Genomic DNA, 23,201 nt, shown 5'->3' with positions numbered 1-23,201 from the left:
CTCCTTTGAAGTCGGTTGGGATGGGAATCGGGGGAAAAAAGAAAAGTGAAAGTCAGCTGACCGGGTGCAGCGCGACGAAGTGGCCCGGGCCGACCTCGACCAGCGGCTTCACGTCGGGCTCGTAGCCGGCCGGATGCACCGGGCTCGGTATCTCGCCCTTGAGCAGGGTGCGGCCGATGTTGCGGCGGGTCGGGTCGGCCACCGGCACAGCGGCCATCAGGCGCCGCGTGTACGCATGCTGCGGGTTCTCGAAGATGGCGCGGCGCGGGCCGATCTCGACGATCTGGCCCAGGTACATCACGGCCACGCGGTGGCTCACGCGCTCGACCACGGCCATGTCGTGCGAGATGAAGAGAAAGGCCACGCCCAGTTCGCGCTGCAGGTCGAGCAGCAGGTTGATGATCTGCGCCTGGATCGACACGTCCAGCGCCGACACCGATTCGTCGGCCACCACCACCTTGGGGTTGAGCGCCAGCGCCCGTGCGATCGCGATGCGCTGGCGCTGGCCGCCCGAGAACTCGTGCGGGTAGCGTTGCGCATGGTCGGCCGGCAGGCCGACTTTTTCCAGCAGCCAGCGCACCCGCGCCTGCGCTGCGTCGCCGCTCGCGATGCGGTGCACCAGCAGCGGCTCCATGATCGAATAGCCCACCGTCACGCGCGGATCGAGCGAGGCGAACGGATCCTGGAAGATGAACTGGATGTCGCGCCGCAGCGTCTGCACCTCCTTCGTCGGCAGCGCGAGGATGTCGCGGCCATTGAACTCGATCGCGCCGCGCTGGCTCTCGACCAGGCGCAGCAGCGAGCGCCCGGTGGTCGACTTGCCGCAGCCGGATTCGCCAACCAGCGCCAGCGTCTCGCCAGCGTGCAGGTCGAAGCTCACCTTCTCGACCGCATGCACCTGGCGCGTGACACGGCCGAACAGGCCGCTGCGCAACTCGAAGCGGGTGACCAGATCCTTCACGCGCAGGATCGGCGGCACGTCACGCCGCACGGTGTCGTGCGGCAGCGGGGCGGCGACGTGCACGCCGGTGGCATCGACGTGCAGCAGTTCGAACTTGGCCGGCAGGTCGGTGCCGTGCATCGCGCCGAGCTGCGGCACGGCCGACAGCAGGGCGCGCGTATAGGCGTGGCGCGGATCGGCGAACACCTGCTCCGACGCGCCCGCCTCGACCTTGTCGCCGCGGTACATCACCAGCACGCGGTCGGCCACCTCGGCCACCACACCCATGTCGTGCGTGATGAAGAGCACGCCCATCTGCATCTCGGTCTGCAGTTCGCGCACGAGCTGGAGGATCTGCGCCTGAATGGTCACGTCGAGCGCGGTGGTTGGCTCGTCGGCGATCAGCAGCGACGGCCGGCACGAGAGCGCCATCGCGATCATCACGCGCTGGCGCATGCCGCCCGACAGCTGATGCGGATAGCGGTCGAGCACGCTCTTCGCTTCGGGGATGCGAACGAGTTCCAGCATGCGCAGCGCCTCGGCGCGCGCAGCCGCGCGATCCTTGGCCTGGTGGATTGCGATGGCCTCCGCGATCTGGTCGCCGGCCGTGAACACCGGGTTCAGCGAGGTCATCGGCTCCTGGAAGATCATCGCGATGTCGGCACCGCGGATGGTGCGCATGGCGGCATCCGAAGCGCGCGCCAGGTCGAGCACCTGGCCGCTGCGGCGCCGGAAGGCCATGCGCCCATTGACGATGCGGCCACCGCCCCACTCCACCAGCCGCATCAGCGCGAGCGAGGTGACGGACTTGCCCGAACCGGATTCGCCGACGATGGCCAGCGTCTCGCCGCGCTCGACATGGAACGACAGCTGGCGCACCGCATCCACCACGCGTTCCGAGGTGGAAAAGCGCACGGTGAGGTTGTCCACTGCAAGGACGTGCCCTTCGGGCAGCGCTGGCGCAGAGACGGTCGGTGGCGGATCGGCGAGGACGGCAGACATGGCAATTCAGCGGTGGATGGCAGTGTGCGGCAGTTCGGCGCCGCGGGCATGGGCGCGGTACATGCCCTCGGTATTGAACGGCAGGCAGACATTGCCGAGCCGGTCGACCGCGATCAGGCCGCCCCGGCCATCGATGGCGGGCAGTGTCTGCATGACGACCGCCTCGGTGGCCTGCTGCAGCGACTGGCCGGCATAGTGCATTCGGGCGCAGACATCGTAGGCCGCAACGGCGCGCATGAACATCTCGCCGCTGCCGGTGCAGGACACGGCGGCGCTGCGGTCATCGGCATAGGTGCCGGCGCCGATCAGCGGCGTGTCACCAACGCGGCCGACCCGCTTGTTGGTCATTCCGCCGGTCGAGGTGGCCGCGGCGAGGTGGCCGTGCAGGTCGAGCGCAACCGCGCCCACCGTGCCGAATTTGCTGCCCTCGACCAGCGGCGCGCCGTCGTGGTCGAGCGCCACGCGGTTGGCGGCGAGCGCCTGGTGCAGCTGCTTGCGGCGTGCGTCGGTCGAGAAGTACGAGGGGTCGACCATCTCCAGCCCGCGCTCGCGGGCGAAGGCGTCGGCGCCCGCGCCGGCCAGCAGCACGTGCGCGCCCTCCTCCATCACCGCGCGCGCCGCCCGCACCGGCCGGCGAACGCGGGTCGTGCCGGCCACCGCGCCCGCGCGCAGGCTGGCGCCGTCCATCACCGCGGCGTCGAGCTCGTGGGTTTCATCGTGCGTGAACACCGCGCCGTGGCCGGCGTTGAAGAGCGGGCAGTCTTCCAGCATCTCGACCGCAAGGCAGACGGCGTCGAGCGCACTTGCGCCGCGCAGCAGTGCCGCCTGTGCGGCGGACACGATGGCATGCAGCGCATCGCGGTAGGGCTGCGCTGAGGTCGGATCGGCCGATGCCGCAGCGATCGTGCCGGCGCCGCCGTGGATAGCGATCACGGGTGTGGAGGTCATGGGTCTTGTGAAGTTCTGGAAGTCTCGCGCAGACCCTGGCCGCCGTGCAGCCACGGCATGACGGATTCGACCACCTTGCCGGCGAGCTGGAAAGCACCCGGCGTGCAAAGTGCGACGGCACTGGTCAGCGCCTCGATCACGGCCAGCGCGCTGGTCTCGCAGTTGGGGCGGTAGCGGGTTCCAGTCTGCGCATAGAGGGCCACATCGGCGAGCGGCGCGAGCGGCGAGCTGGGCTTGTCGGTCAGCGCGAGCACGCGCACGCCCTGCGCACGCGCGATGCCCGCGAGCGTGACGGTATCGGTCAGGTAGCGCGGAAAGCCGATCGCCACCAGCAGGTCGCCGGGCTTGCCGCGCGACAGCGTGCGGGCACCGTGCGTCACGCCGCCGACCCCGGGCAAGAGGCGCACATCCGGGCAGTACGCGTCCAGCCCGTGCTGCAGCAGGCCTGCGAGCCACGCGCTGGCGCCGTAGCCCACGATGTAGATGGTGTTGGCGTCCCGCACGGACTGCACCGCGACTTCGCAGGCGCCGTGGTCGAGCGCGCGCCGCGTCGCCTCGATGTTGCGGTGGCTCTCTTCCAGCGCTGTGGCGAACACCTCGGCCACGGTCGATGGCTGCGCCAGGTTGCCGCGCAATTGCTCCACCGGCGCCAGCAAGGGTTCGAAGCCGCGCACCAACTCCGCGCGGAAGGTGGCATAGCCCTCGAAACCGAGCGCCCGTGCGAAGCGGTTGGCGGTGGCGACGGACACGCCGACGGTGGCCGCCAGTTCATCGATCGGCAGGGTCGCGACCTGCAGCGGATGCGCCAGCACGTGGTCGGCGACCTGACGATGCGACCGGGTCAACCGCGGCAGCGCCAGCGCAATGCGCTGCGCCACAGTGGTGCCGCCGGCGGGGGAAACAACAGGGGTCATGCCTCGGTGGGTATGCGCTTCACGGGCAAAAAGTAAATTTGATTACAAATATACCCATGCAAAGAAAATTTTTGGTCATTTCTTTGCATGACGCAACTTCCAGACCACCGGGCGGTGGCCGGCCGGTCGCGGCGCGAAGGCGTCGCAAACGGCTTCAGCGCCCGTCTGCTTCGAGCAACTGCCGCAAGGCTTCGAGATCCGCCGCGATCCAGGCGCTGTCGCGCGCAAAAGCCGCGTCGTCCATGCCGGGCTGGCGCAGCAGCGTCAACTGCAGTTCGCAACGCCCGAAGCCGGTGGCGATCACCCGAAACGGCACGTACACCTCGGCCATGCCCTCGGGCGTGACCCAGTGATCCAGCACGCCGAGGGTGTTGGCCGGCACAAAGCGCAGCCGGGCGCGGCCGGCCGGGGTTTCGGCAAGCCAGCCCGACCCATCGTGCAGCACGCGGCCCTTGGCCAGTCCGCTGGCCCATTCGGGCAGGCGTGCCGGGTCGGCGGCCACGGCGTAGGCGCGCTGCCAGTCGCAGGCCACGGCCCGGGTCAGCACGTGCGAAGCCGGAGTTTTTTCAGTCGTCATCGTCGTTGCCTCTCAAGACCTTCGCGACCACCGCGCCCGAAAATCCGCGCGCCAGCAGAAAGCGCACCTGTCGCGCGCGCTCGGTGGCGTCGGCGGGCGGCGCGTCGAAGCGCCGGCGCCAGACTTCGCGGGCACGCAGCAATTCGGTGTCGCGCAGGCCGGCAATCGCCTCGGCGATGGCTTCGGGCGCAATGCCCTTGTGCGCGAGCTCCTGCTTCACGCGCGCGGCACCCATGCGCGGCGCGCGCTGGTGCAGCACCGACTGGACCACGCGCGCCTCGCTGATGAAGTCCTTGGCGGCCAGCTCGTCGAGCGCCCTGGCGAGCGAACCGGGCTCTTCCTCGTGGCGCGCCAGCTTGCGTTCCAGCTCGACGCGCGAGTGCTCGCGCTGGCTCAGCAGGCGCAGCGCACGGCCTTTGAGGGAGGGGGCAGCGAACGCCATTTGCGGTAGCCGTACTGGACGGCCACCGGCTCAGGCCCGCTGCGCAGGCGCTGGCCGAGGCCGATCCGGTGCTTACTTTTCAGCCTTGTCTGCCTTGTCCGCCTTCGCGGGCTTGGCCTCGACGGTTTCGGCGCCCGCATCTGCGGCCAGCAGCGGGATGCCGAGCGACTCGCGCACCTTGTTCTCGATCTCGCGCGACAGTTCGGGGTTCTCGCGCAGGAACTCGCGCGCGTTGTCGCGGCCCTGGCCGATCTTCTCGCCGTTGTAGGCATACCAGGCGCCCGACTTGTCGACGATCTTGGCGACCACGCCCATGTCGATGATCTCGCCTTCGCGGCTGATGCCTTCGCCGAACAGGATGTCGAACTCGGCGGTCTTGAACGGCGGGCTGACCTTGTTCTTGACCACCTTGACCTTGGTTTCGTTGCCGATCGCCTCGTCGCCCTTCTTGATGGTGCCGATGCGGCGGATGTCCAGGCGCACCGAGGCGTAGAACTTCAGCGCATTGCCGCCGGTGGTGGTTTCGGGCGAGCCGAACATCACGCCGATCTTCATGCGGATCTGGTTGATGAAGATGACCATGCAGTTGGTCTTCTTGATGGTGGCGGTGAGCTTGCGCAGCGCCTGGCTCATCAGCCGGGCCTGCAGGCCGGGCAGCGAGTCGCCCATTTCGCCTTCGATTTCGGCCTTGGGCGTGAGCGCGGCGACCGAGTCGATGACGATCAGGTCGACTGCACCCGAGCGCACCAGCGAATCGACGATTTCGAGCGCTTGTTCACCGGTGTCGGGCTGGCTGATCAGCAGGTCGGACAGGTTCACGCCGAGCTTCTGGGCGTACTGCACGTCGAGTGCGTGCTCGGCATCGACGAAGGCGCAGGTGCCGGCCTGGCGCTGCATTTCGGCGATGACCTGCAGCGTGAGGGTGGTCTTGCCCGACGATTCCGGGCCGTAGATTTCGATGACGCGACCGCGCGGCAGGCCGCCGACGCCGAGCGCGATGTCCAGGCCCAGCGAGCCGGTAGAGACCACCTGGATGTCTTCGAGCGCCTCGCCTTCACCGAGCCGCATGATCGTGCCCTTGCCGAACTGCTTTTCGATCTGGGCCAGCGCGGCCTGCAGGGCCTTGGCTTTTTCGCTGCCTGCGACCGAGATGCTGGTGCCTTTGACGAGTGCGTCCATCTGGAAATCTCCTTGAATATCAACGGGTTGGTACTTGTTATACCCAGTCTGCTTTTAATCACAGGCTGGATGCTTGAACAGTAGTGTAGTGGGGCATGAATCGAAGTAAACCCCAATTTTGGTCAGTTTGATTTACTATCGAATCATGGCTGACGATGCACTTTCACATGCCGACGACTGGCGCCAGGTTCACCTCGGCCGACTGCTCGGCCACGCAATGCGCCGCTTCGACGAGCGCGTGCTGGCCCTGATGGCGCACGACGTCGATGTGCCTCTGGCGCTCTCCAATCTCGCCGCGCGGCAGCAGGTCAGCGCCGCCCACATCCACATCACCCGCCACCTCGCGCGCACCGGCTCGCGCCTGACCGACCTGGCCGAGCGCGCCGGCATGACCAAGCAGGCGATGGGCACGCTGGTCGACCAGTGCGAGGCCTGGGGCCTGGTCACGCGCGGGCCCGACCCGCTCGATGCGCGCGCGCGCCGTGTGTTGTTCACCGCCGACGGACTGGCCTGGCTCGAAGCCTTCCGGCGTGCCGTGGCACAGGCCGAACACGAGTTCCACGCCAGCGTCGGCGACGAGATCGCCACCGTGGTGACGATCGGCCTCGAAGCCTACGCTGCGGCCTAAAATTCGCGCCGAACAGCCGGAGAAGGCCCATGCGAATCCTGATTGCCGAAGATGACCAGGTGCTGGCCGATGCCCTGCTGCGCAGCCTGCGCACCTCGGGCGCGGCTTGCGACCATGTCGCGACCGGCTCGCAGGCCGACGCGGCGCTGATGACCAACAGCGAATTCGACCTGCTGATCCTCGATCTCGGCCTGCCCAAGATGCACGGCCTCGAGATCCTGAAGCGGCTGCGCGCACGCGGCTCCACGCTGCCGGTGCTGGTGCTGACCGCGGCCGACAGCGTGGAAGAACGCGTCAAGGGCCTCGACCATGGCGCCGACGACTACATGGCCAAGCCGTTCAGCCTGCAGGAGCTCGAAGCGCGCGTGCGTGCCCTCACGCGGCGCGGCATGGGCAGCACCAGCAACGCGATCAAGCACGGCCCGCTCACGTACGACCAGGCCGGCCGCGTTGCCACCATCGACGGCAAGATGGTCGAACTCTCGGCCCGCGAGCTCGGCCTGCTCGAAGTGCTGCTGCAGCGCGCCGGCCGGCTCGTCAGCAAGGACCAGCTGGTCGAGCGGCTCTGCGAATGGGGCGAGGAAGTGAGCCTCAACGCGATCGAGGTCTACATCCACCGCCTGCGCAAGAAGATCGAAAAGGGCCCGATCCGCATCGCCACGGTACGCGGCCTCGGCTACTGCCTCGAAAAAATCAACTGATGGGCCTCCACGCTCGTCACTGCGTGTGCTCACTGCTTCCCGAGGGAGCGCAGGCCATCCTTGGGGCGACCCGGCGGACGGCCTGGTGATTCGCCTGTTCCAGCACGGCCAGCGCTCGCTGTTCGGCGAGATCCTGGACTGGATGCTCACGCCGCTGCTGCTGCTGGTGCCGGTGAGCATCGGGGTCACGTGGCTGGTGGCACAGGGCATTGCCAACCGGCCGTTCGACCGCGCGCTCGAATACAACGTGCAGACGCTGGCCGCGCTGGTCACGGTGCAGGACAAGCGCGTGCGCTTCTACCTGCCGCAGCCCTCGCGCGACATCCTGCGGGGCGACGACACCGACCGCGTCTACTACCAGGTGCGGGGGGCCGAAGGCGATCTGCTCGGCGGCGACGCCGACCTGCCGCCGCCGCCCGAAGACGAGGTGCCCACGGACGAGCGCGTGTTCATCCGCACCGAACGCATGCGCGACGAGCCGGTGCGCGTGGCCTACACCTGGGTGCAGCCCGCACTGCCGGGGTCGGGGCTGGTATTGGTGCAGGTCGGCGAAACACGCGAAAAGCAGAAGGTGCTGGCCACCGAAATCATCAAAGGCGTGCTGCTGCCGCAGTTTGCGATCCTGCCGCTCGCGATCCTGCTGATCTGGCTGGCGCTGGTGCGTGGCATCAAGCCGCTGTCGGAGCTGGAAGACCGCATCCGCGAGCGCAAGCCCGACGACCTGAGTCCGCTCGACGACAGCGCGGTGCCGGTCGAGGTGGCGCCGCTGGTCATGTCCGTCAACGGGCTGTTGACCAAGCTGCAGGCCTCCATCGCGATCCAGCGGCGCTTTCTGGCCGATGCCGCGCACCAGCTCAAGACGCCGCTGGCCGGGTTGCGCATGCAGGCCGACCTGGCCCAGCGCAAGGGCGCGAGCGCCGACGACCTGAAGCAGTCGCTGCAGCAGATCGGGCGGGCCAGCGTTCGCGCGACCCACACCGTGAACCAGTTGCTGGCACTCGCACGGGCCGAAGGCGGCGCGGGCGCCCGCGCCTGGCAGCACTGCGACCTGGCACGGCTGACCATCGATGTCGTGCGCGAAGCGGTGCCCCGTGCCATCGAAAAGCGGATCGACCTCGGCTACGACGGTGCCGAGCCCGGCGCGCCCGGCGTGATGTTCGACGGCAACCTGACCCTGCTGAAGGAGATGGTGCGCAACCTGGTCGACAACGCCATCAACTACACGCCCTCGTCGGACGAACGGCCGGGGGTGATCACGGCGCGCGTGCTGGCCGACCCGTTCGGCCACGTGGTGCTGCTCCAGGTGGAGGACTCGGGGCCCGGTATTCCGGAGCACGAGCGCGAACTGGTGTTCGAGCCTTTCTACCGCGTGCTTGGCAACGAGGCCGACGGCTCCGGCCTGGGTCTGCCGATCGTGCTGGAAATCGCGCGGCAGCACAACGCCACGGTTCAGCTCGAAGACGCGCGGCCCGGCAGGCAACCGCCCGGCGTGCGCTTCAGCGTGCGCTTCGAAACCGTTTGAACCGAAACGCCGGCGGCTGCCGGATCACGGCGTCGACGCGGCAGGCGCTGGCGCCGGCTCGGCCGGCGCCGCAGGCACGGGCGCTGGCGCCGCTGCCGCTTCGTTGCGGATCTGCAGTGCGCCGGGGCGGATCTGTTGCGTCATGCGCTGTGGCTCGTGTTCCGCGAAAGCAGCCGGCACCGCGCCGAACATCGCCAGCCCACCCTGCGTCCATGCGAAGTAAACCAGGTTGGCGAGCAGCAGCGCCGCCAGCAGAAGGCGGGGTTTGCTCATGACGCCACCCCGCCCGACGGGCGCACGCTGACCTCGGCACTGGTGACCAACTGCAGGCCGGCCGCCGTCTGCACGCGCAGTTCGCCGGCCAGCCCCACGCCTTCGCAGTGGCCTTCGGTGCCGTCGCTCAGGCGCACGTCGCGCCCGCGCAGCGCATCGCGCGCCGCAAAGCCTTCTGCGAAGGCTGCGAAGCCGTGCTCGCCGAACCCCAGCACGCTGCGCACCAGGGGCGGCACGATGTCGGCCAGCACCTGCGGCGCCTGTGCGTCGGGGCAGAACTCACGCAGCCAGGCCGGTGCCGTGCCCAGCCCTGCGGCCTCGCGCGGCCCGATGTTGAGCCCGATGCCGATCACCAGGTAGCGCTGCGCAGCGGCCGGCTGCGGCAACGCGGTTTCGATCAGGATGCCGCCGAGCTTGCGATCCTGCACCGTCCAGAGATCGTTCGGCCACTTCAGGCGCAACTGGCTGCCGTGCGGATCCAGACTTTCGGCCACGCTGACACCGACCGCGAGCGACAGGCCCGACCAGTCCTGCGGCGCGAGCGGCAGCCCGATCGAAAAGGTCAGCGATTCGTCGGGCGCGGCAGTCCCGCCGTCCGCGGTGCTCTGCCAGGGCCGGCCAAGGCGCCCGCGCCCGGCGGTCTGGCGCTCGGCCACCAGCAACACCGGCGCGGCCCCACCGGCCCGTGCGCGGCGCATGAGCTCGGTGTTGGTCGAGTCGATCTCGGCCACCACCTCGACCGCGAAGCCCGGCACCAGCGCGTCGAGTGCGGCACGCAGTTCAGCGACAGGCCAGCGGTTCTTCACTCCTTGCCGGCCTTCCTGGTTTTTTTGGCCTTCTTGGCCTCTTTCTCGGCCTTCTTCTTTTTCTTCGCCTTTTTCTTCTTCTTTTCGGCCTTCGCCTGCTCGTCGTTGTCCTTGGGCGAGAGCAGCGTGCCGCGGCAGGACTCGGCGCCGCACCAGCACGGGAACTCGGCCAGCAGTTCGGGCGTGTAGGGTTCGTCGATGATCAGGCCATAGTCATAGTTGAGTTCTTCGCCGGCGGCGATGTCGCGCAGTGCCTTGATGAAGACCCGGCCGTCCTGCTCGTCGGCCTCGCAGTTGGGCTCGCACGAATGGTTGATCCACTTGGCGGCATTGCCGTTGACCTTGCCGTCGATCACATGCTTGTCATCGATGTGGAAGTAGAAGGTGTGGTTCGGCTGGGCCGGGTCGTGCGGATGGCGGCGCAGCGCCTCTTTCCAGCTGATGACTTCGCCCTTGTATTCGATCAGCGTTTCGCCCTTGGCAATGTCCTGCACCGCGAAGACGCCATTGCCGTGGATGCCGGAGCGCCGCGTCTGGATGCGGCGACCTGTGTTCGAAGGGGATTTGGAGGGCATCGCCGAAGTCTGTTAGTTTGAATATGCACACGTATGCGCGTGCGCGCGTACGCACGCGAGAAGCGGCAGATTGTAGATAGAGAGAAAAGATGACGAAGACTTTGGTGATTGCAGAGAAGCCCTCGGTGGCACAGGACATCGTCCGTGCCCTCACGCCGGTGGCCGGCAAGTTCGACAAGCACGACGAGCATTTCGAGAACGAAAGCTACGTCGTGACCAGCGCCGTGGGGCACCTGGTAGAGATCCAGGCGCCCGAAGAATTCGACGTGAAGCGCGGCAAGTGGAGCTTTGCCAACCTGCCGGTGATCCCGCCCCACTTCGACCTGAAGCCGGTCGACAAGACCAAAACGCGCCTGAACGCCGTGGTCAAGCAGGCCAAGCGCAAGGACGTGACGCAACTCATCAACGCCTGCGACGCGGGCCGCGAGGGCGAACTGATCTTCCGGCTGATTGAACAATATGCCGGCGGCAAGGCGCCGCTGGGCAAGCCGGTGCGGCGCCTGTGGCTGCAGTCGATGACGCCGCAGGCGATTCGCGACGGCTTCGAGACGCTGCGCACCGAAAAGCAGATGCAGGGCCTGGCCGATGCCGCGCGCTCGCGCTCCGAGGCCGACTGGCTGGTGGGCATCAACGGCACGCGCGCCATGACCGCGTTCAACTCGCGCGACGGCGGCTTCTTCCTCACGACCGTGGGCCGGGTGCAGACGCCGACACTGTCGGTGGTGGTCGAGCGCGAGGAGCAGATCCGCAAGTTCGTGAGCCGCGACTACTGGGAAATCCACGCGAGCTTTGCCGCTGAGGCCGGAAAATATCCGGGCAAGTGGTTCGACGCGAACTGGAAGAAGGGCAACGCGCCCACGCTGCCCAACGGCGAACCCGATGCCGAGCAGCGCGCCGACCGGGTGTGGAACGAACGCGATGCGCGCGAGATCGCCGACGCCGCGCGTGGCAAGCCGGCCACCGTCACCGAAGAGTCGAAGCCAACCACCCAGGCTTCGCCGGCCCTGTTCGACCTGACATCCCTGCAGCGCGAAGCCAACGGCCGCTTCGGCTTCTCGGCCAAGACCACGCTGGCGCTGGCGCAGAGCCTCTACGAGCGCCACAAGGCACTGACCTATCCCCGGACGGACTCGCGCGCCTTGCCCGAGGACTACCTGCCCGTGGTGAAAAACACGATGGAGATGCTGGCCAACAGCGGCATGAAGCACCTGGCGCCCTTTGCGAAGCAGGCCGTCGATGGCAACTACGTCAAGCCGAACAAGCGCATCTTCGACAACGCCAAGGTGTCGGATCACTTCGCGATCATCCCGACGCTGCAAGCGCCCAGTGGCCTGAGCGATGCCGAGCAGAAGCTGTACGACTTCGTCGTGCGGCGCTTCCTGTCGGTGTTCTTCCCGAGCGCCGAGCACCAGGTGACCACGCGCATCAGCACGGTCGAGCAGGGGGGCAAGAAGTACCCGTTCCGCAGCGACGGCAAGGTGCTGGTCAAGCCGGGCTGGCTCGCGATCTACGGCAAGGAAGCCGTGTCCGACGACGACGAGAAGGACGGCAAGAACCTGGTGCCGGTGAAGCCGGGCGAAATAGTCAACACCGAATCGGCCGACACCAAGGGCCTGAAGACGCGCCCGCCCGCGCGCTACTCGGAAGCCACGCTGCTCGGCGCCATGGAAGGCGCCGGCAAGACCATCGACGACGACGAACTGCGCGAAGCGATGCAGGAAAAGGGCCTCGGCACGCCCGCCACGCGCGCCGCCACCATCGAAGGCCTGATCGCCGAGAAGTACATGCTGCGCGAAGGCCGCGAGCTGATTCCGACGGCCAAGGCGTTCCAGCTCATGACGCTGCTGCGCGGCCTGGGCGTGGAGGAACTCTCCAAGGCCGAACTCACCGGCGACTGGGAATACAAGCTCGCGCAAATGGAGAAGGGGCACCTCAGCCGCGACACCTTCATGCGGGAGATTGCCGCGATGACCGAGCACATCGTCAAGAAGGCCAAGGAGTACGACCGCGACACCGTGCCCGGCGACTACGCCACGCTCGCGACGCCCTGCCCCAACTGTGGCGGCGTGGTGAAGGAAAACTACCGCCGCTACACCTGCACCGGCAAGCCGGGGGAGCAGCCCTGCGGCTTCTCGTTTGGCAAGTCGCCGGCCGGCCGCACCTTCGAGGTGGTGGAGGCCGAGGCATTGCTGCGCGACAAGCACATCGGCCCGATCGACGGCTTCCGCTCCAAGGCCGGCTGGCCCTTCACTGCGGAGATCGTGCTCAAGTTCGACGAGGAAGAAACCAAGAACTGGAAGCTCGAGTTCGACTTCGGCGACGACAAGAACGCCGACACCGGCGAGATCGTCGACTTCAGCCAGCAGGACACAGTGGGCCCGTGCCCGATCTGCGGTGCGCCGGTGTTCGAGCACGGCAGCAACTACGTCTGCGAGAAGTCGGTGCCGACGAACGAGCAGCCCACGCCGAGCTGCACCTTCAAGACCGGCAAGATCATCCTGCAGCAGCCGGTGGAGCGCGCGCAGATGGAAAAGCTGCTGGCTACCGGCAAGACCGACCTGCTCGACAAGTTCGTCTCGATGCGCACGCGCCGCGCGTTCAAGGCCTTCCTGGCCTGGAACAAGGAAGAGGGCAAGGTCACCTTCGAGTTCGAGCCGCGCACGAGCAAGTTCCCGCCGCGCAAGACCTTCGGCAAGGCCGCACCGGCCGCCGCGAAGAAAACCGCGGCGGGCACTGCAGCCAAGAAGGCGCCGGCCGCGAAAAAGGCGGCGGCGAAGAAAGTCGCCGCGCCCAAGGCACCGCGCAAGCCGGGTGCCGGCCTGAAGCCGAGCGAGGCGCTGGCCGCGGTGATCGGCGCCGAACCGGTGGCCCGCACCGAGGTCATCAAGAAGCTGTGGGACTACATCAAGGCCAACGGCCTGCAGGACGCCACCAACAAGCGCGCGATCAACGCCGACGCCAAGCTCAAGCCGGTGTTCGGCAAGGATCAGGTCACGATGTTCGAACTTGCCGGAATCGTGGGCAAGCACCTGTCCGCGCCCTGAGGACGCTCATGCCTAGAAATCAAGCTTGGCGCTCAAGCTGAAGGTGCGTGGGTCGCCAGGTTTGATGTAGTTCGCATACTGGTATTCCCAGTAGCGCTTGTTGGCCACGTTGTTGACCGCCACGCGGAAGGTCGTGTCATGGCCGCCGATGCGTGTCGCGTAGCTCGCGCCGATATTCGCGACCATGTAGCCGGCCAGCTTCAGCTGGTTCGATGCGTTGAGCATGGTGCCGCCCGTGTACTTCGCGTCGGCCGATAGCTTGAGACCCGGCACCTGCGGCACTGCATAGGACAGCTGTGCCGTGGCCACGAAGTTCGGCGCGCCCGCCACGCGGTTGCCGACGTACTCGCTGCCGCGCCGGTAGGAGGTGTCGAGGAACATCAGGTTGGCACCGAGCTGCCACTGGGAGCCCAGACGGGTCGAGGCGCCCAGTTCGAGGCCTTGGTAGATGGACTGCCCGTCCTGCACGAGGACGTTCTGGCTGTTCGCGTATTCGGCGCCGCGTTCGATGCGGAACAAAGCAGCCGTCGCGCTCCAGCGGTCGCGCTGGGTCTTGATGCCCAGTTCGTACTGCTTGCTCTTCAGCGGCTTCAGCAGGTCACGGTAGTTGGCATAGGTGGAGCCCACCGAAGCGCCCTGCTCGAGGGATTCGACATAGCTGGTGTAGAGCGTCGTGTCCGGCGTGGGCTTGAACATCAGCGCCAGCGTGGGCGTCACCACGCCGTTCTTGGTGTACTCGGAAGACCTGGCGCCAGCGGTGCTGTAGCTGTTCTGTTCGTAGTTGGTGTTGCGCAGGCCCACCAGCGCGGACCAATGCTCCGACAGCTTCACGGTGTCGCTCGCGAAGATCGCACGCTGCGTGATGTCGCTGTCGCGGTAGACCGAGAAGTCGGTCACGCTGGCATAGCCGTTGGTGTTCTGCGCGTAGAGGTTGCCGGTGCCGATCTGCTGGTAGACGCTGTTGCTGCTGTAGTCGTTGGCCTGTTTCTGCCAGGACGCGCCCAGCGTCAGCTGGTGTTCGATGGTGCCCGTGCGCAGCTTGCCTTGCGCCATCGCCTGCCACTGGTCGAAGCGATGGCCCTCGCTGCTGTCGGAGCGGAGGTCGTTGTAGTTGCCGCTCGGATCCAGCAGGTAGGCAATGCCCTCGTTGCGGCTGCGTGCAGCCGTGCTGTGGCTGTAGCTGGTGCTCAACGTCCAGTCAGGCGACAGCTTGTACTCGAGCCCGGTCGAGTAGAGCTTCAGGTCGGTGTTGAGGTGCTGCCCGCTGCCCAGGAGGAGTTGGTTGTCGCCGCTGATCGTGGTGGGCAGGCGCGAGCCGACATAGCTGCCGGTAAAGATCGACGGAGTCTGATCCGTGGACTTGCGTTTCTGGTACAGCGTGTCGAAATTCCAGGTCAGGTCGCGCGTCAGCCTGGCGTCGAGTGCCAGCGACACGGAATCGCGGCGGATGCCACCGTCGTTGAAGGTCTTGCCTTCCTCGTGCGTGGCGTTGAGCCGCACGCCGAAGCGGTCGTCGGCGCCGAAGCGCCCACCGAGGTCGACGTGCTCACTCCAGACGCTGTCGGACTTGTAGCCCACCTCGATGCTCCTCACCGGCTGCGAGGTTGGCTTCTTGGAAACGTAGTTCACGATGCCGCCAGGCGATCCGAAGCCGTACATGAAGCCGGACGAGCCCTTGAGAAGTTCGATCTGCTCGAAGTGCTCGTAGGGCAGGGTGATGGCATAGCTGAGAAAGGGCTTGCCATCGATCCGATAGGCGTTCTGCCAATCCAGCGGCAGACCCCGCACCGTGACGTAGCTGGCCCAGCTGCTGTAGGCGCCGCTGTTGTCGGAGACCGAGGCGTCGAGCGCGAACACGTCGCCCAGCTTCGAGACCTGGCGCTCCGCCAGGTCATCGCTCCTGACCACTGTGGTGGAAAAGGGTGTTTCAAGCTGCGTTCGTGCGCCGAGGGCGCCGCTGCTCACCTTCGTGTCGAGGTGCTGGGCCGTTTCTTCCTGCGGCGAGGCGGTCACGGTGACCGTCGGCAGCACTTTCTCCTTGTCCGTGGCTTCCTGGGCGTCGGCGCGGCCACCCTGGGCGGCGGCCCATAGAACGAGCAGCGTGGCGCCGGTGTGCAGGCCCAGTGTCGAGCGCTTGGAAGCGGGTGTAGAGGCAGATCCGGGCGTCCGATGGGCGCTGGCTGCGGCGATTTCCTTGAACTTGGCGTTTAACAATTTCTTCTCCGTAATACAAATAGCAATCATTATCATTCAAGATTTTGGAGAAACTTGGTGCTGGACAGGGCGCAAAAAAATGCTCGTCGAAGCGAGCCAGGTCAGCCCTTCACAGGGAGGGAGGGCTTGGAAGAGCTAGCGCCGCAGCAAGGCCTGCCGCAGCAACCGGGCCGCACGGTCGCGGATCTGGCCGGGCATGCGGTGGCGCCAGCGCTGCGGCTGGCGCTTCGCGGCTGCGCAGGCGGCCAGGAAGTCGTCGAGGATCGGCGTGTCGTCCACCGTGGTGATCTCGCTGCCCGATTTGTGGAACTCGGGGTGCCATTGCGTGGCCGCGATGTAACCCTGGCTGCCGTGGCCGTTGTGGCGGCCGACACGGCGGATCGCCTCGGGCACGCGGTCGGGGTAACTCCAGGCCTCGACCTCGAAGCCGGGCGCCAGATCCTTGATGCCCTGGTGGTGGATGCTGTTGACGCGCGTGTGCGTCACGCCCGGGTACATCTGCGACAGCCGCGTGCCCTCGACCAGCACCAGGTCGTGGTAGTTCTTGTCGTAGCTCACCGGGTCGCGGTGCGTGAGCGCGTTGGCATGCTGCGTCTCGATGTCCTGGTACAGCGTGCCGCCGAAGGCGACGTTGATCAGTTGCAGCCCGCGGCAGACGCCGAAGATCGGCTTGCCGACCTGCTCGAAAGCCTCGACCAGCGCCAGGTCGTAAAGGTCGCGGATGCGGTCGCCGACCCAGGCGTCCTTCAGTGGCGTCTCGCCGTAGCTGCCGGGCCAGACATCGGCGCCGCCGTGCATCACCACGCCGTCGAGCCACTCGGCATAGTGCGAGAGCTTGGTGTCGCCGCGCGCCGTTTCGCCCGTGGGGCAGGGCACCATCACCACCATCGCGCCGGCCGACATGAGCCAGTGCGCGATCGACTGCTCGACGTACTGCAGGGTCTTGTTGGTGAACAGCGAGCGCGTCGGGTCGGCATGCTGGAAACAGGCAGAGAGGCCGATCTTGAGGCGGCCGGCAACGTTCTGGGACATGGTGGGCGAGCGGTTCGGGGTGATGGCCTCATTGTGCCGACACCCCCGTCGCCGTGGGGTCGGACGACACCCCAGCCGTCAAATGCCTGCGGGCTTGCGCAAAGTCTGCATGCGGTCGATGGCGCGAAACCGGATCTTGCGCACCACCTCGCCCTGCTGCACCGTGAGTTCGATCTCGTCGTCGGGCTCGGCATGCATCCAGAGCTGCTTGTAGAGCGCCTCCGGCGTCGCGACCTTGGCGCCATCGATCTCCAGCACCACGTCGCCGGGTCGCAGACCCGCTGCTTCGGCCGGGCTTTCGCGGCTCACGCGCAGCACCTGCAGGCGACCGTCCAGCGCGCCGGACGAGAGGCCGAGCCAGGGGCGCCGGCTGGCGCGGGTGCTGCCGGTGGCCTGCAGCTCGGCCAGCACCGGCTTGAGCAGGTCGACCGGCACGAACATGTTGCCCGGCAGGCTGCGCGGGCCCTTGCCGGCTGCGTCGGTGGTGAACAGGCTGCCGATGCCGATCAGTTCGCCCTGCAGGTTGAACAGCGGTGCGCCGCTGTGGTTGGGTGCCGGCGGGCTGGTGAAGAAGGCCTGGTCGAGGTGGTACTCCCAGTAGCCCGAAAACGCGCGTTTGCTCACGAGCTGCGTCATGCCGATACCACCGTCGCGGCCGCCGATGCCCACCAGCATCCGGTCGCCCGTCGACGGCGTGGCCGGGCTGCTCAGGGCGACCGATTGCACGCCGCGCAAAGGCACCAGCGGGCGGATCAGGCCGAAGCCGGTTGCGAGGTCGTACGCAACGGCGCGCGCGGGCACGCTGCGGCCGTCGTGCGTGCCCACCTCGATCGACTGCGCCTCGAGCACGAGGTAGCCGATGGTCAGGATCAGTCCGTCGTCGCCGATCACCACGCCGGAGCCGTATCGCGACTGCCCGAGACTCTCGACCGAGTTCGCGCCCGGGATTGCTTCGACGCGCAGGCTCACCAGCGCGGTGTTCACCCGCTGCAGCATGTCGTAGGAGGCGATCGGTGGCGCCGTGGTGGCGGGCGTCGCGGCCAGCGCGGCGGTCGCGATGGCTGCTACGACGGTGAGCGACAGAAGCCGAAGACAAGACACGAAATCGCGCAACATGGCCTTGCTCCTCGCAAGCGATGGTAGACACATGGTGCGCCGCGGCGCGCCATGCTGCAAGCCGCAAGATCGGCCGCCACGGCGAGCTCGCACAGTACTTGCAGCAACACTCGTGCCAGAAGAGCTATAATCGAGGGTTCGCTGACACGACGAAGCACATCTCGTCATACCGCTGGCTGGCCCGGTTCCCGGGCCCCTGATTCCCCTAGCCGGCTCTCACAGTGCGTTGGAGCGCCAGACCGGGCGCCCATGATTGCCACCACTGCCTTCTGTCTTGTAAAGCGAATTTCGCGCCCTGCGTGCCGACCTCCGTCGGCAGCCGCGCGCGCCGTTTTCAAACATTTTCAGGGTGAGCCGCGCCGGTCGCGGCCACCGGGCATAGCAATTCATGGACATCATTCAACACAGCATTGCGGTGGGCAAGTACCTTGTTTCACCCCTTATCCGACACACCGACAACGGCGATTTCGCCGCCTCGGTTTCCATTCGCTCCGGCCGTGGCAGCGGCACGCACGACCGCGTGATGCGCTTCACGCCGCGCTTTGCCAGCCACGCGCAGGCGCTGGGCTATGCCACCGAACAAGGGCTGGGCTGGGTGCGCGAACGCACCGCTCCGCGCGTTGTAGCTGCGTGACATCCCTCAAGCCTTTTTCAGCCCAATTCACGATAATCACGCAGAGGTAAATCATTCATGGCCAAGGAAGAACTGATCGAAATGAACGGCGCAGTCACCGAGGTGCTGCCCGATTCGCGCTACCGCGTCACGCTCGACAACGGGCACCAGCTCATCGCGTACAGCGGCGGCAAGATGCGCAAGCATCACATCCGCATCCTGGCGGGTGACAAGGTGTCGCTGGAGCTGTCGCCCTACGACCTGACCAAGGGTCGCATCACTTTCCGCCACCTGAACGGTCGCGGCCCGATGCCGCCTTCGAACCCCTCCGCTCCCCGTCGCTGAGGCGTGCGGCCAGCAGTGCTGCTGGCCCCTGCCGATCCGGCCTCCGCGCTCCCGTTCCGACGGGCGCTGGAGGCTTTTTCTTTTTCCAGAACAACAACGAGAGACAGAGCGACGCCATGACGTCTTCCGAGCGCGACAACATCGCAGCAGCCTGGCTGATGCTGCTGGCACTGACCACGGCCTTCGCGCTGAGCCAGTCGTACCGCACCGTGGCCGCGATCATGGCGCCACGGCTGCAGGCCGACTTCGGCCTCACGGCGCAGGCGCTCGGCCTCTTTGCCGGCGCATTCCACTTCGCCTTCGGCGCGCTGCAGCTCTTCATGGGCATCGGGATCGATCTGTATGGCGTGCGCCGCACGGTGCTGGCCGCGTTTCCGCTCGCGATCGCGGGTGCAGTGCTGTCGGCGTTGTCGACGAACTTTCCGGTGCTGGTGGCCGGGCAGGTGCTGATCGGCATCGGCTGTGCCCCGGCGTTCCTCGTCTGCACGGTGTTCATCGCACGGCGCTTCCCGGCCGATCGTTTCGCCTCGGTGTCGGGGCTCACGCTGGGCATCGGCTCGGTCGGCATGCTGCTGACAGGCACACCGCTGGCCTGGCTGATCGAGGCAAGTTCCTGGCGCACCGGCTTCTGGGCACTGGCGCTCTGCTCGGCATTGGCCTGGGCGGTGATTTTCTGGCGCGTGCGCGAGCCGGCCCCGACGACCCCGCCCGTGAAGGTGCCGGTGGTGGCTGCGCTGCGCAGCTACGGCGCGCTGTTCGGGCTGCCACACACACTCGGCATCGTCGCGCTCGCCTGCGTCACCTACGCGGCCTTCATCACCTTGCGCGGGCTCTGGCTCGGGCCGCTGCTGATCGAGCGGCACGGCTTTTCGCTGGTGCAGAGCGGCAATGTCGCGGTGATCGTCTCGGTGGTCGGCATGTTCGGCCCGCCGCTGTTCGGCCGGCTCGACCCCGGTCCGGCCACGCGCCGGCGCTGGATCGTCGGCTTCACGCTCGTCGTGGCGGCGCTGTTCGGTGCGATGGCGGTGACGCGCGCCGCCTGGCTCGACGTGGGTGCAGCCATCGCGGTCGGCCTTGCGTCCGGCTACATCGTGCTGCAATACGCCGACGTGAAGGCGGCCTACCCGGCCCACATGACCGGCCGCGCCATGGCGGTGCTCACGATGGCCATGTTCCTCGGCGTGGCGGTGATGCAGTGGCTCACCGGCGTGGTGGCATCGGCCGCCGCGGCGCACGGCTTCAATCCTTTCAGCGCAGTGCTGGCGCAGACGATCGCGGCGCTGCTGCTGCTCGGCGCGACGGCTTTCGCCGCGCTGCCAACCCCCCTCCCGGCAATGCAAACATGACCACGCTCTCCACAGACAACGACAACGATTTCGGCACCCTGCCGCTCACGCCCCAGGCGCTGGCCAACCTCACGCAGCTCGGCTACACGCGCATGACGCCAATCCAGGCGGCCAGCCTGCCGCTGGCGCTGCTCGGCAAGGATCTGATCGCGCAGGCCAAGACGGGCAGCGGCAAGACCGCCGCCTTTGCCCTCGCACTGCTCGCCAACCTGAACCCGCGCCGCTTCGCGGTGCAGGCGATGGTGCTGTGCCCCACGCGCGAACTGGCCGACCAGGTGACCACCGAGATCCGCCGCCTTGCGCGTGCCGAAGAAAACATCAAGGTCGTGACGCTCTGCGGCGGCGTCGCGCTGCGCGGCCAGACCGCGAGCCTGGAGCACGGCGCGCACATCGTGGTCGGCACGCCGGGCCGCATCATGGACCACCTCGACCGCGGCAACCTGAACCTCGAGGCGCTCAATACGCTGGTGCTCGACGAAGCCGACCGCATGCTCGACATGGGCTTCTTCGACGACATCGCGAAGGTCGCGCGCCAATGCCCGCCCGAACGGCAGACGCTGCTGTTCTCGGCCACCTACCCGGAAGGCATCGCGCAGCTCGGCAAGCAGTTCATGAAGAACCCGCAGCAGGTCACGGTGCAGGTGCAGCACGAGGCCGGCAAGATCCGCCAGCGCTGGTACCAGGTGAAGGACAGCGAGCGGCTGCATGCGGTGAGCCTGCTGCTGAACCACTTCCGGCCCGAGAGCACGCTGGCGTTCTGCAACACCAAGCAGCAGTGCCGCGACTTGGTCGAGGTGCTGGTGGCGCAGGGCTTCAGCGCGCTTGCGCTGTTCGGCGAACTGGAGCAGCGCGAGCGCGATCAGGTGCTGGTTCAGTTTGCCAACCGCAGCTGCTCGGTGCTGGTGGCAACCGACGTGGCCTCGCGCGGGCTCGACATCGCCGATCTCGAAGCGGTGATCAACGTCGACGTGACGCCCGACCCCGAGCTGCACATCCACCGCATCGGCCGCACCGGCCGCGGCGACGCCGAGGGCCTGGCGCTGAACTTGGTCAGCATGGACGAGATGGGTTCGGTCGGCAAGATCGAGCAGCTGCAGGGCCGCGAATCGGACTGGCATGAACTGGCGAGCCTGACGCCCGCGGGCGGAGGCGCATTGCAGCCGCCGATGGCCACCTTGCAGATCGTCGGTGGGCGCAAGGAAAAGATCCGCGCCGGCGACGTGTTGGGCGCATTGACCGGCGAGGCCGGCTTCACGCGCGAGCAGGTCGGCAAGATCAATGTGAACGAATTCTCGACCTACGTGGCGGTCGACCGGCGCATCGCGCAACAGGCGCTGCAAAAGCTCTCGAGCGGCCGGGTCAAGGGAAAGAGCGTGAAAGTTCGGCTTCTTTAGTGCGAACGAAGCCGCCGGCTTCAGAGCGTGCCGGCAATGGTCGTCGGGCCGAAATCGGTGTCGGCCGCGTCGGCCGGACGTCCAGGCCGAAGGCCGCAGGGCGTGCCGCAGCGCTTTTCCAGCGCCGACATGCCGGCCAGCATGGCCAGCCCGTAGCTGGGCATCGGCCGCGCAGCGCGCTCCACTGGCGCCTTGCGCCAGGACTCCTTTCGCTGGAGGGCCCAGAAAAATTGACCGGGAGCAGGCTCCTCCACGATCAATGCAATGCGATTCGCGTCCAAGGTAATTCTTTCAAAATGCAAACTGGAACCTGAAGCGGTGTTTGTAAGCCAGCCGCGGCGCGCCGTCCGTGTAAAAGTTCACGGCAGCGCAGTGCTTGAACACCGGCGTCGCATGTTTGTGCGATAAGACCGGAAGCCGAATCTGTTACAGCAGCTCCCCTCTTCTTCAAGGATTTCCATGCGACTCAAGGCACGCTGCGCAATGACAGTGACCGCCGCCACCGACTGCCCGGTGGTGGCCATGCTGCGCCCGCGCAGCGGTGACGCGCAATGGATGGTGAGTGAGCGCTACGAAATGAGCCCCTGGGTGCGAACCACCGAGTACGTCGACAGCTACGGCAACCTGTGCCAGCGCCTGACGATTCCGCAGGGCGAGATGCGCATCGAGGTCGAGATGGAGCTGGAAACCGAGCCGTTGATCCAGGTCACGCCGAGCGCGCGACCCACGCCGGTCGCGCAACTGCCGGGCGACGTGCTTCAGTTTCTGCTGCAGAGCCGCTACTGCCCCTCGGACAAGATGGAAGCCAGGGCTCTGGAGATCGTCGAAGGGTGTGCGCCAGGCTACCCGCAGGCCGAGCGCATCCGCAGCTGGATTCACGAAACGCTCGAGTACCGCTACGGCGTGAGCGATGCCACCACCGACGCGATCGACACCCTGGGCCATGGTGCCGGCGTTTGCCGCGACTTCTCGCACGTCGGCGTGTCGCTGTGCCGCGCGCTCAAGATCCCGGCGCGGATGGTGGTCGGCTACCTGTATCAACTCGACCCGATGGACATGCATGCCTGGTTCGAGGCCTTCATCGGCGGGCGCTGGTACACCTTCGACGCCACGCAAGACCAGCCGCGCGGCGGCCGCATCGTGATCGCGTACGGGCGCGACGCCGCGGACGTGGCGTTCGTCTCGAACTACGGCCCGCTGCAGATGGCAGAGATGAAGGTCACGGTCGACCGGCTGGACGATCCGGCCCCGCCACCCGTGCTGGCGGACTGATGTCGGACGACTACCAGATCGACATTCCGCCGTCGTTCTTCGCGCTCTATACCGACGCACGGCAGCGGCTGAGCGAGCCGATCGGCACCGTGCGGGCGCGCTATGAGCTCTGTGAAGACCTGGCCACGCATCTGATAGAGCAGGCGCAGACGCTGCACCATGTGGCGGTTCCGTCGGAGGACGAGATCCTGCACCGTATCCGCGACGGCTTGCTGTCGGCCGAATCGGGTGTCTCGCCGGCCGAGGCGACCTGGATCGCGCGGCGGCTGGCCGAGTTGCTGAACTGGACCTGCCCGGATTTTTCTGCGGTTTAGTTCG

The 23,201-nt window shown here is 67.0% G+C and carries 23 protein-coding genes; 10 read left to right on the top strand and 13 right to left on the bottom strand.

Going from position 1 to position 23,201, the window contains the following annotated elements:
- Positions 1 to 52: 52 nt before the first annotated feature.
- From QTI05_RS10415 to recA, 6 genes are all read right to left on the bottom strand, one after another.
- The gene (locus tag QTI05_RS10415) at positions 53 to 1,942 is read right to left on the bottom strand and encodes a dipeptide ABC transporter ATP-binding protein (RefSeq protein WP_286624288.1); all 1,890 of its coding nucleotides are present in this window, start codon (positions 1,940 to 1,942) and stop codon (positions 53 to 55) included.
- Between the two features lie 6 nt (positions 1,943 to 1,948).
- Complete coding sequence (locus QTI05_RS10410) at positions 1,949 to 2,890, bottom strand: isoaspartyl peptidase/L-asparaginase family protein (protein ID WP_286624287.1); 942 nt, start codon at positions 2,888 to 2,890, stop codon at positions 1,949 to 1,951.
- Positions 2,887 to 3,804 carry a MurR/RpiR family transcriptional regulator gene (locus tag QTI05_RS10405; protein WP_286624285.1) on the bottom strand — a complete coding sequence of 306 codons (918 nt, stop codon included), beginning with the start codon at positions 3,802 to 3,804 and terminating at the stop codon, positions 2,887 to 2,889. Before QTI05_RS10405 ends, QTI05_RS10410 begins: the two co-directional genes overlap by 4 nt.
- Before the next feature lie 154 nt (positions 3,805 to 3,958).
- Positions 3,959 to 4,381: an SRPBCC family protein gene (locus QTI05_RS10400; RefSeq protein WP_286624284.1), complete on the bottom strand. Its 423-nt coding sequence runs from the start codon at positions 4,379 to 4,381 to the stop codon at positions 3,959 to 3,961.
- Positions 4,371 to 4,823, bottom strand: a complete 453-nt coding sequence (gene recX / locus QTI05_RS10395) for a recombination regulator RecX (protein WP_286540257.1) — start codon at positions 4,821 to 4,823, stop codon at positions 4,371 to 4,373. The genes QTI05_RS10400 and recX overlap by 11 nt, the downstream gene beginning before the upstream one ends.
- A gap of 72 nt (positions 4,824 to 4,895) precedes the next feature.
- Positions 4,896 to 6,002: a recombinase RecA gene (gene recA, locus QTI05_RS10390; RefSeq protein ID WP_286540259.1), complete on the bottom strand. Its 1,107-nt coding sequence runs from the start codon at positions 6,000 to 6,002 to the stop codon at positions 4,896 to 4,898.
- Between the two features lie 145 nt (positions 6,003 to 6,147).
- Between recA and QTI05_RS10385 the strand changes: the two genes are divergently transcribed.
- The 3 genes from QTI05_RS10385 (at position 6,148) to QTI05_RS10375 (ending at position 8,853) form a co-directional block, all read left to right on the top strand.
- Positions 6,148 to 6,630 (top strand): MarR family winged helix-turn-helix transcriptional regulator, encoded by a 483-nt coding sequence (locus QTI05_RS10385; protein ID WP_286624283.1) that lies wholly within the window; start codon positions 6,148 to 6,150, stop codon positions 6,628 to 6,630.
- 29 nt (positions 6,631 to 6,659) lie between these two features.
- Positions 6,660 to 7,331: a response regulator gene (locus QTI05_RS10380; RefSeq protein ID WP_286540261.1), complete on the top strand. Its 672-nt coding sequence runs from the start codon at positions 6,660 to 6,662 to the stop codon at positions 7,329 to 7,331.
- Between the two features lie 88 nt (positions 7,332 to 7,419).
- A complete protein-coding gene (locus QTI05_RS10375; protein ID WP_286624658.1) occupies positions 7,420 to 8,853 on the top strand; it encodes a sensor histidine kinase in 1,434 nt (477 codons plus the stop codon).
- Positions 8,854 to 8,877: 24 nt separating this feature from the next.
- Here the strand turns inward: QTI05_RS10375 and QTI05_RS10370 are convergent, their stop codons facing one another.
- Genes QTI05_RS10370 through QTI05_RS10360 form a run of 3 tightly spaced genes read right to left on the bottom strand, consistent with a single transcriptional unit; the run spans position 8,878 to position 10,507 of the window.
- Positions 8,878 to 9,126, bottom strand: a complete 249-nt coding sequence (locus QTI05_RS10370) for a sporulation protein (protein WP_286624282.1) — start codon at positions 9,124 to 9,126, stop codon at positions 8,878 to 8,880.
- A complete protein-coding gene (locus QTI05_RS10365; protein ID WP_286624281.1) occupies positions 9,123 to 9,932 on the bottom strand; it encodes a biotin--[acetyl-CoA-carboxylase] ligase in 810 nt (269 codons plus the stop codon). The genes QTI05_RS10370 and QTI05_RS10365 overlap by 4 nt, the downstream gene beginning before the upstream one ends.
- Positions 9,929 to 10,507: an SET domain-containing protein gene (locus QTI05_RS10360; protein WP_286624280.1), complete on the bottom strand. Its 579-nt coding sequence runs from the start codon at positions 10,505 to 10,507 to the stop codon at positions 9,929 to 9,931. The genes QTI05_RS10365 and QTI05_RS10360 overlap by 4 nt, the downstream gene beginning before the upstream one ends.
- A gap of 89 nt (positions 10,508 to 10,596) precedes the next feature.
- Between QTI05_RS10360 and QTI05_RS10355 the strand changes: the two genes are divergently transcribed.
- Entirely contained in the window at positions 10,597 to 13,551 is a 2,955-nt protein-coding gene (locus QTI05_RS10355) for a DNA topoisomerase III (protein ID WP_286540267.1), read from the top strand.
- Between the two features lie 12 nt (positions 13,552 to 13,563).
- On the opposite strand, the gene QTI05_RS10350 is transcribed toward QTI05_RS10355, so the two are convergent.
- The 3 genes from QTI05_RS10350 to QTI05_RS10340 all read right to left on the bottom strand — a co-directional run bounded on the left by QTI05_RS10350 (position 13,564) and on the right by QTI05_RS10340 (position 17,913).
- Complete coding sequence (locus QTI05_RS10350) at positions 13,564 to 15,795, bottom strand: TonB-dependent siderophore receptor (protein ID WP_444812877.1); 2,232 nt, start codon at positions 15,793 to 15,795, stop codon at positions 13,564 to 13,566.
- Positions 15,796 to 15,900: 105 nt separating this feature from the next.
- Positions 15,901 to 16,797 (bottom strand): gamma-glutamyl-gamma-aminobutyrate hydrolase family protein, encoded by an 897-nt coding sequence (locus QTI05_RS10345; RefSeq protein WP_286540270.1) that lies wholly within the window; start codon positions 16,795 to 16,797, stop codon positions 15,901 to 15,903.
- A 78-nt stretch (positions 16,798 to 16,875) separates the two neighbouring features.
- Positions 16,876 to 17,913 carry a S1C family serine protease gene (locus QTI05_RS10340; RefSeq protein ID WP_286540272.1) on the bottom strand — a complete coding sequence of 346 codons (1,038 nt, stop codon included), beginning with the start codon at positions 17,911 to 17,913 and terminating at the stop codon, positions 16,876 to 16,878.
- A gap of 388 nt (positions 17,914 to 18,301) precedes the next feature.
- Between QTI05_RS10340 and QTI05_RS10335 the strand changes: the two genes are divergently transcribed.
- The 4 genes from QTI05_RS10335 (at position 18,302) to dbpA (ending at position 21,611) form a co-directional block, all read left to right on the top strand.
- Positions 18,302 to 18,547 (top strand): hypothetical protein, encoded by a 246-nt coding sequence (locus QTI05_RS10335; protein ID WP_286540273.1) that lies wholly within the window; start codon positions 18,302 to 18,304, stop codon positions 18,545 to 18,547.
- A gap of 57 nt (positions 18,548 to 18,604) precedes the next feature.
- Positions 18,605 to 18,871: a translation initiation factor IF-1 gene (gene infA, locus QTI05_RS10330; protein ID WP_286540275.1), complete on the top strand. Its 267-nt coding sequence runs from the start codon at positions 18,605 to 18,607 to the stop codon at positions 18,869 to 18,871.
- 116 nt (positions 18,872 to 18,987) lie between these two features.
- Positions 18,988 to 20,217: an MFS transporter gene (locus QTI05_RS10325; protein ID WP_286624278.1), complete on the top strand. Its 1,230-nt coding sequence runs from the start codon at positions 18,988 to 18,990 to the stop codon at positions 20,215 to 20,217.
- Positions 20,214 to 21,611 carry an ATP-dependent RNA helicase DbpA gene (gene dbpA, locus QTI05_RS10320; protein WP_286540278.1) on the top strand — a complete coding sequence of 466 codons (1,398 nt, stop codon included), beginning with the start codon at positions 20,214 to 20,216 and terminating at the stop codon, positions 21,609 to 21,611. Before QTI05_RS10325 ends, dbpA begins: the two co-directional genes overlap by 4 nt.
- A 20-nt stretch (positions 21,612 to 21,631) precedes the next feature.
- On the opposite strand, the gene QTI05_RS10315 is transcribed toward dbpA, so the two are convergent.
- Positions 21,632 to 21,892: a hypothetical protein gene (locus QTI05_RS10315; RefSeq protein ID WP_286540279.1), complete on the bottom strand. Its 261-nt coding sequence runs from the start codon at positions 21,890 to 21,892 to the stop codon at positions 21,632 to 21,634.
- Between the two features lie 202 nt (positions 21,893 to 22,094).
- On the opposite strand from QTI05_RS10315, the gene QTI05_RS10310 reads away from it, so the two are divergent.
- Both QTI05_RS10310 and QTI05_RS10305 read left to right on the top strand, forming a co-directional pair.
- Positions 22,095 to 22,883 (top strand): transglutaminase-like domain-containing protein, encoded by a 789-nt coding sequence (locus QTI05_RS10310; RefSeq protein WP_286624275.1) that lies wholly within the window; start codon positions 22,095 to 22,097, stop codon positions 22,881 to 22,883.
- Positions 22,883 to 23,197, top strand: a complete 315-nt coding sequence (locus tag QTI05_RS10305) for a hypothetical protein (RefSeq protein ID WP_286624274.1) — start codon at positions 22,883 to 22,885, stop codon at positions 23,195 to 23,197. The genes QTI05_RS10310 and QTI05_RS10305 overlap by 1 nt, the downstream gene beginning before the upstream one ends.
- The last annotated feature ends 4 nt before the right edge of the window (positions 23,198 to 23,201 follow it).

Origin of the sequence: Variovorax fucosicus (assembly GCF_030316825.1) — a bacterium.
GTDB classification, from domain to species: Bacteria; Pseudomonadota; Gammaproteobacteria; order Burkholderiales; family Burkholderiaceae_C; genus Variovorax; species Variovorax fucosicus.
This window is presented reverse-complemented; position numbering and strand designations above follow the sequence as displayed.

Coding starts and splice junctions, on each gene's coding strand:
- QTI05_RS10415 (WP_286624288.1), bottom strand. CDS start 1,942: ATGTCTGCCGTCCTCGCCGATCCGCCACCGACCGTCTCTGCGCCAGCG.
- QTI05_RS10410 (WP_286624287.1), bottom strand. CDS start 2,890: ATGACCTCCACACCCGTGATCGCTATCCACGGCGGCGCCGGCACGATC.
- QTI05_RS10405 (WP_286624285.1), bottom strand. CDS start 3,804: ATGACCCCTGTTGTTTCCCCCGCCGGCGGCACCACTGTGGCGCAGCGC.
- QTI05_RS10400 (WP_286624284.1), bottom strand. CDS start 4,381: ATGACGACTGAAAAAACTCCGGCTTCGCACGTGCTGACCCGGGCCGTG.
- recX (WP_286540257.1), bottom strand. CDS start 4,823: ATGGCGTTCGCTGCCCCCTCCCTCAAAGGCCGTGCGCTGCGCCTGCTG.
- recA (WP_286540259.1), bottom strand. CDS start 6,002: ATGGACGCACTCGTCAAAGGCACCAGCATCTCGGTCGCAGGCAGCGAA.
- QTI05_RS10385 (WP_286624283.1), top strand. CDS start 6,148: ATGGCTGACGATGCACTTTCACATGCCGACGACTGGCGCCAGGTTCAC.
- QTI05_RS10380 (WP_286540261.1), top strand. CDS start 6,660: ATGCGAATCCTGATTGCCGAAGATGACCAGGTGCTGGCCGATGCCCTG.
- QTI05_RS10370 (WP_286624282.1), bottom strand. CDS start 9,126: ATGAGCAAACCCCGCCTTCTGCTGGCGGCGCTGCTGCTCGCCAACCTG.
- QTI05_RS10360 (WP_286624280.1), bottom strand. CDS start 10,507: ATGCCCTCCAAATCCCCTTCGAACACAGGTCGCCGCATCCAGACGCGG.
- QTI05_RS10355 (WP_286540267.1), top strand. CDS start 10,597: ATGACGAAGACTTTGGTGATTGCAGAGAAGCCCTCGGTGGCACAGGAC.
- QTI05_RS10350 (WP_444812877.1), bottom strand. CDS start 15,795: ATGATTGCTATTTGTATTACGGAGAAGAAATTGTTAAACGCCAAGTTC.
- QTI05_RS10345 (WP_286540270.1), bottom strand. CDS start 16,797: ATGTCCCAGAACGTTGCCGGCCGCCTCAAGATCGGCCTCTCTGCCTGT.
- QTI05_RS10340 (WP_286540272.1), bottom strand. CDS start 17,913: ATGTTGCGCGATTTCGTGTCTTGTCTTCGGCTTCTGTCGCTCACCGTC.
- QTI05_RS10335 (WP_286540273.1), top strand. CDS start 18,302: ATGGACATCATTCAACACAGCATTGCGGTGGGCAAGTACCTTGTTTCA.
- infA (WP_286540275.1), top strand. CDS start 18,605: ATGGCCAAGGAAGAACTGATCGAAATGAACGGCGCAGTCACCGAGGTG.
- QTI05_RS10325 (WP_286624278.1), top strand. CDS start 18,988: ATGACGTCTTCCGAGCGCGACAACATCGCAGCAGCCTGGCTGATGCTG.
- dbpA (WP_286540278.1), top strand. CDS start 20,214: ATGACCACGCTCTCCACAGACAACGACAACGATTTCGGCACCCTGCCG.
- QTI05_RS10310 (WP_286624275.1), top strand. CDS start 22,095: ATGACAGTGACCGCCGCCACCGACTGCCCGGTGGTGGCCATGCTGCGC.
- QTI05_RS10305 (WP_286624274.1), top strand. CDS start 22,883: ATGTCGGACGACTACCAGATCGACATTCCGCCGTCGTTCTTCGCGCTC.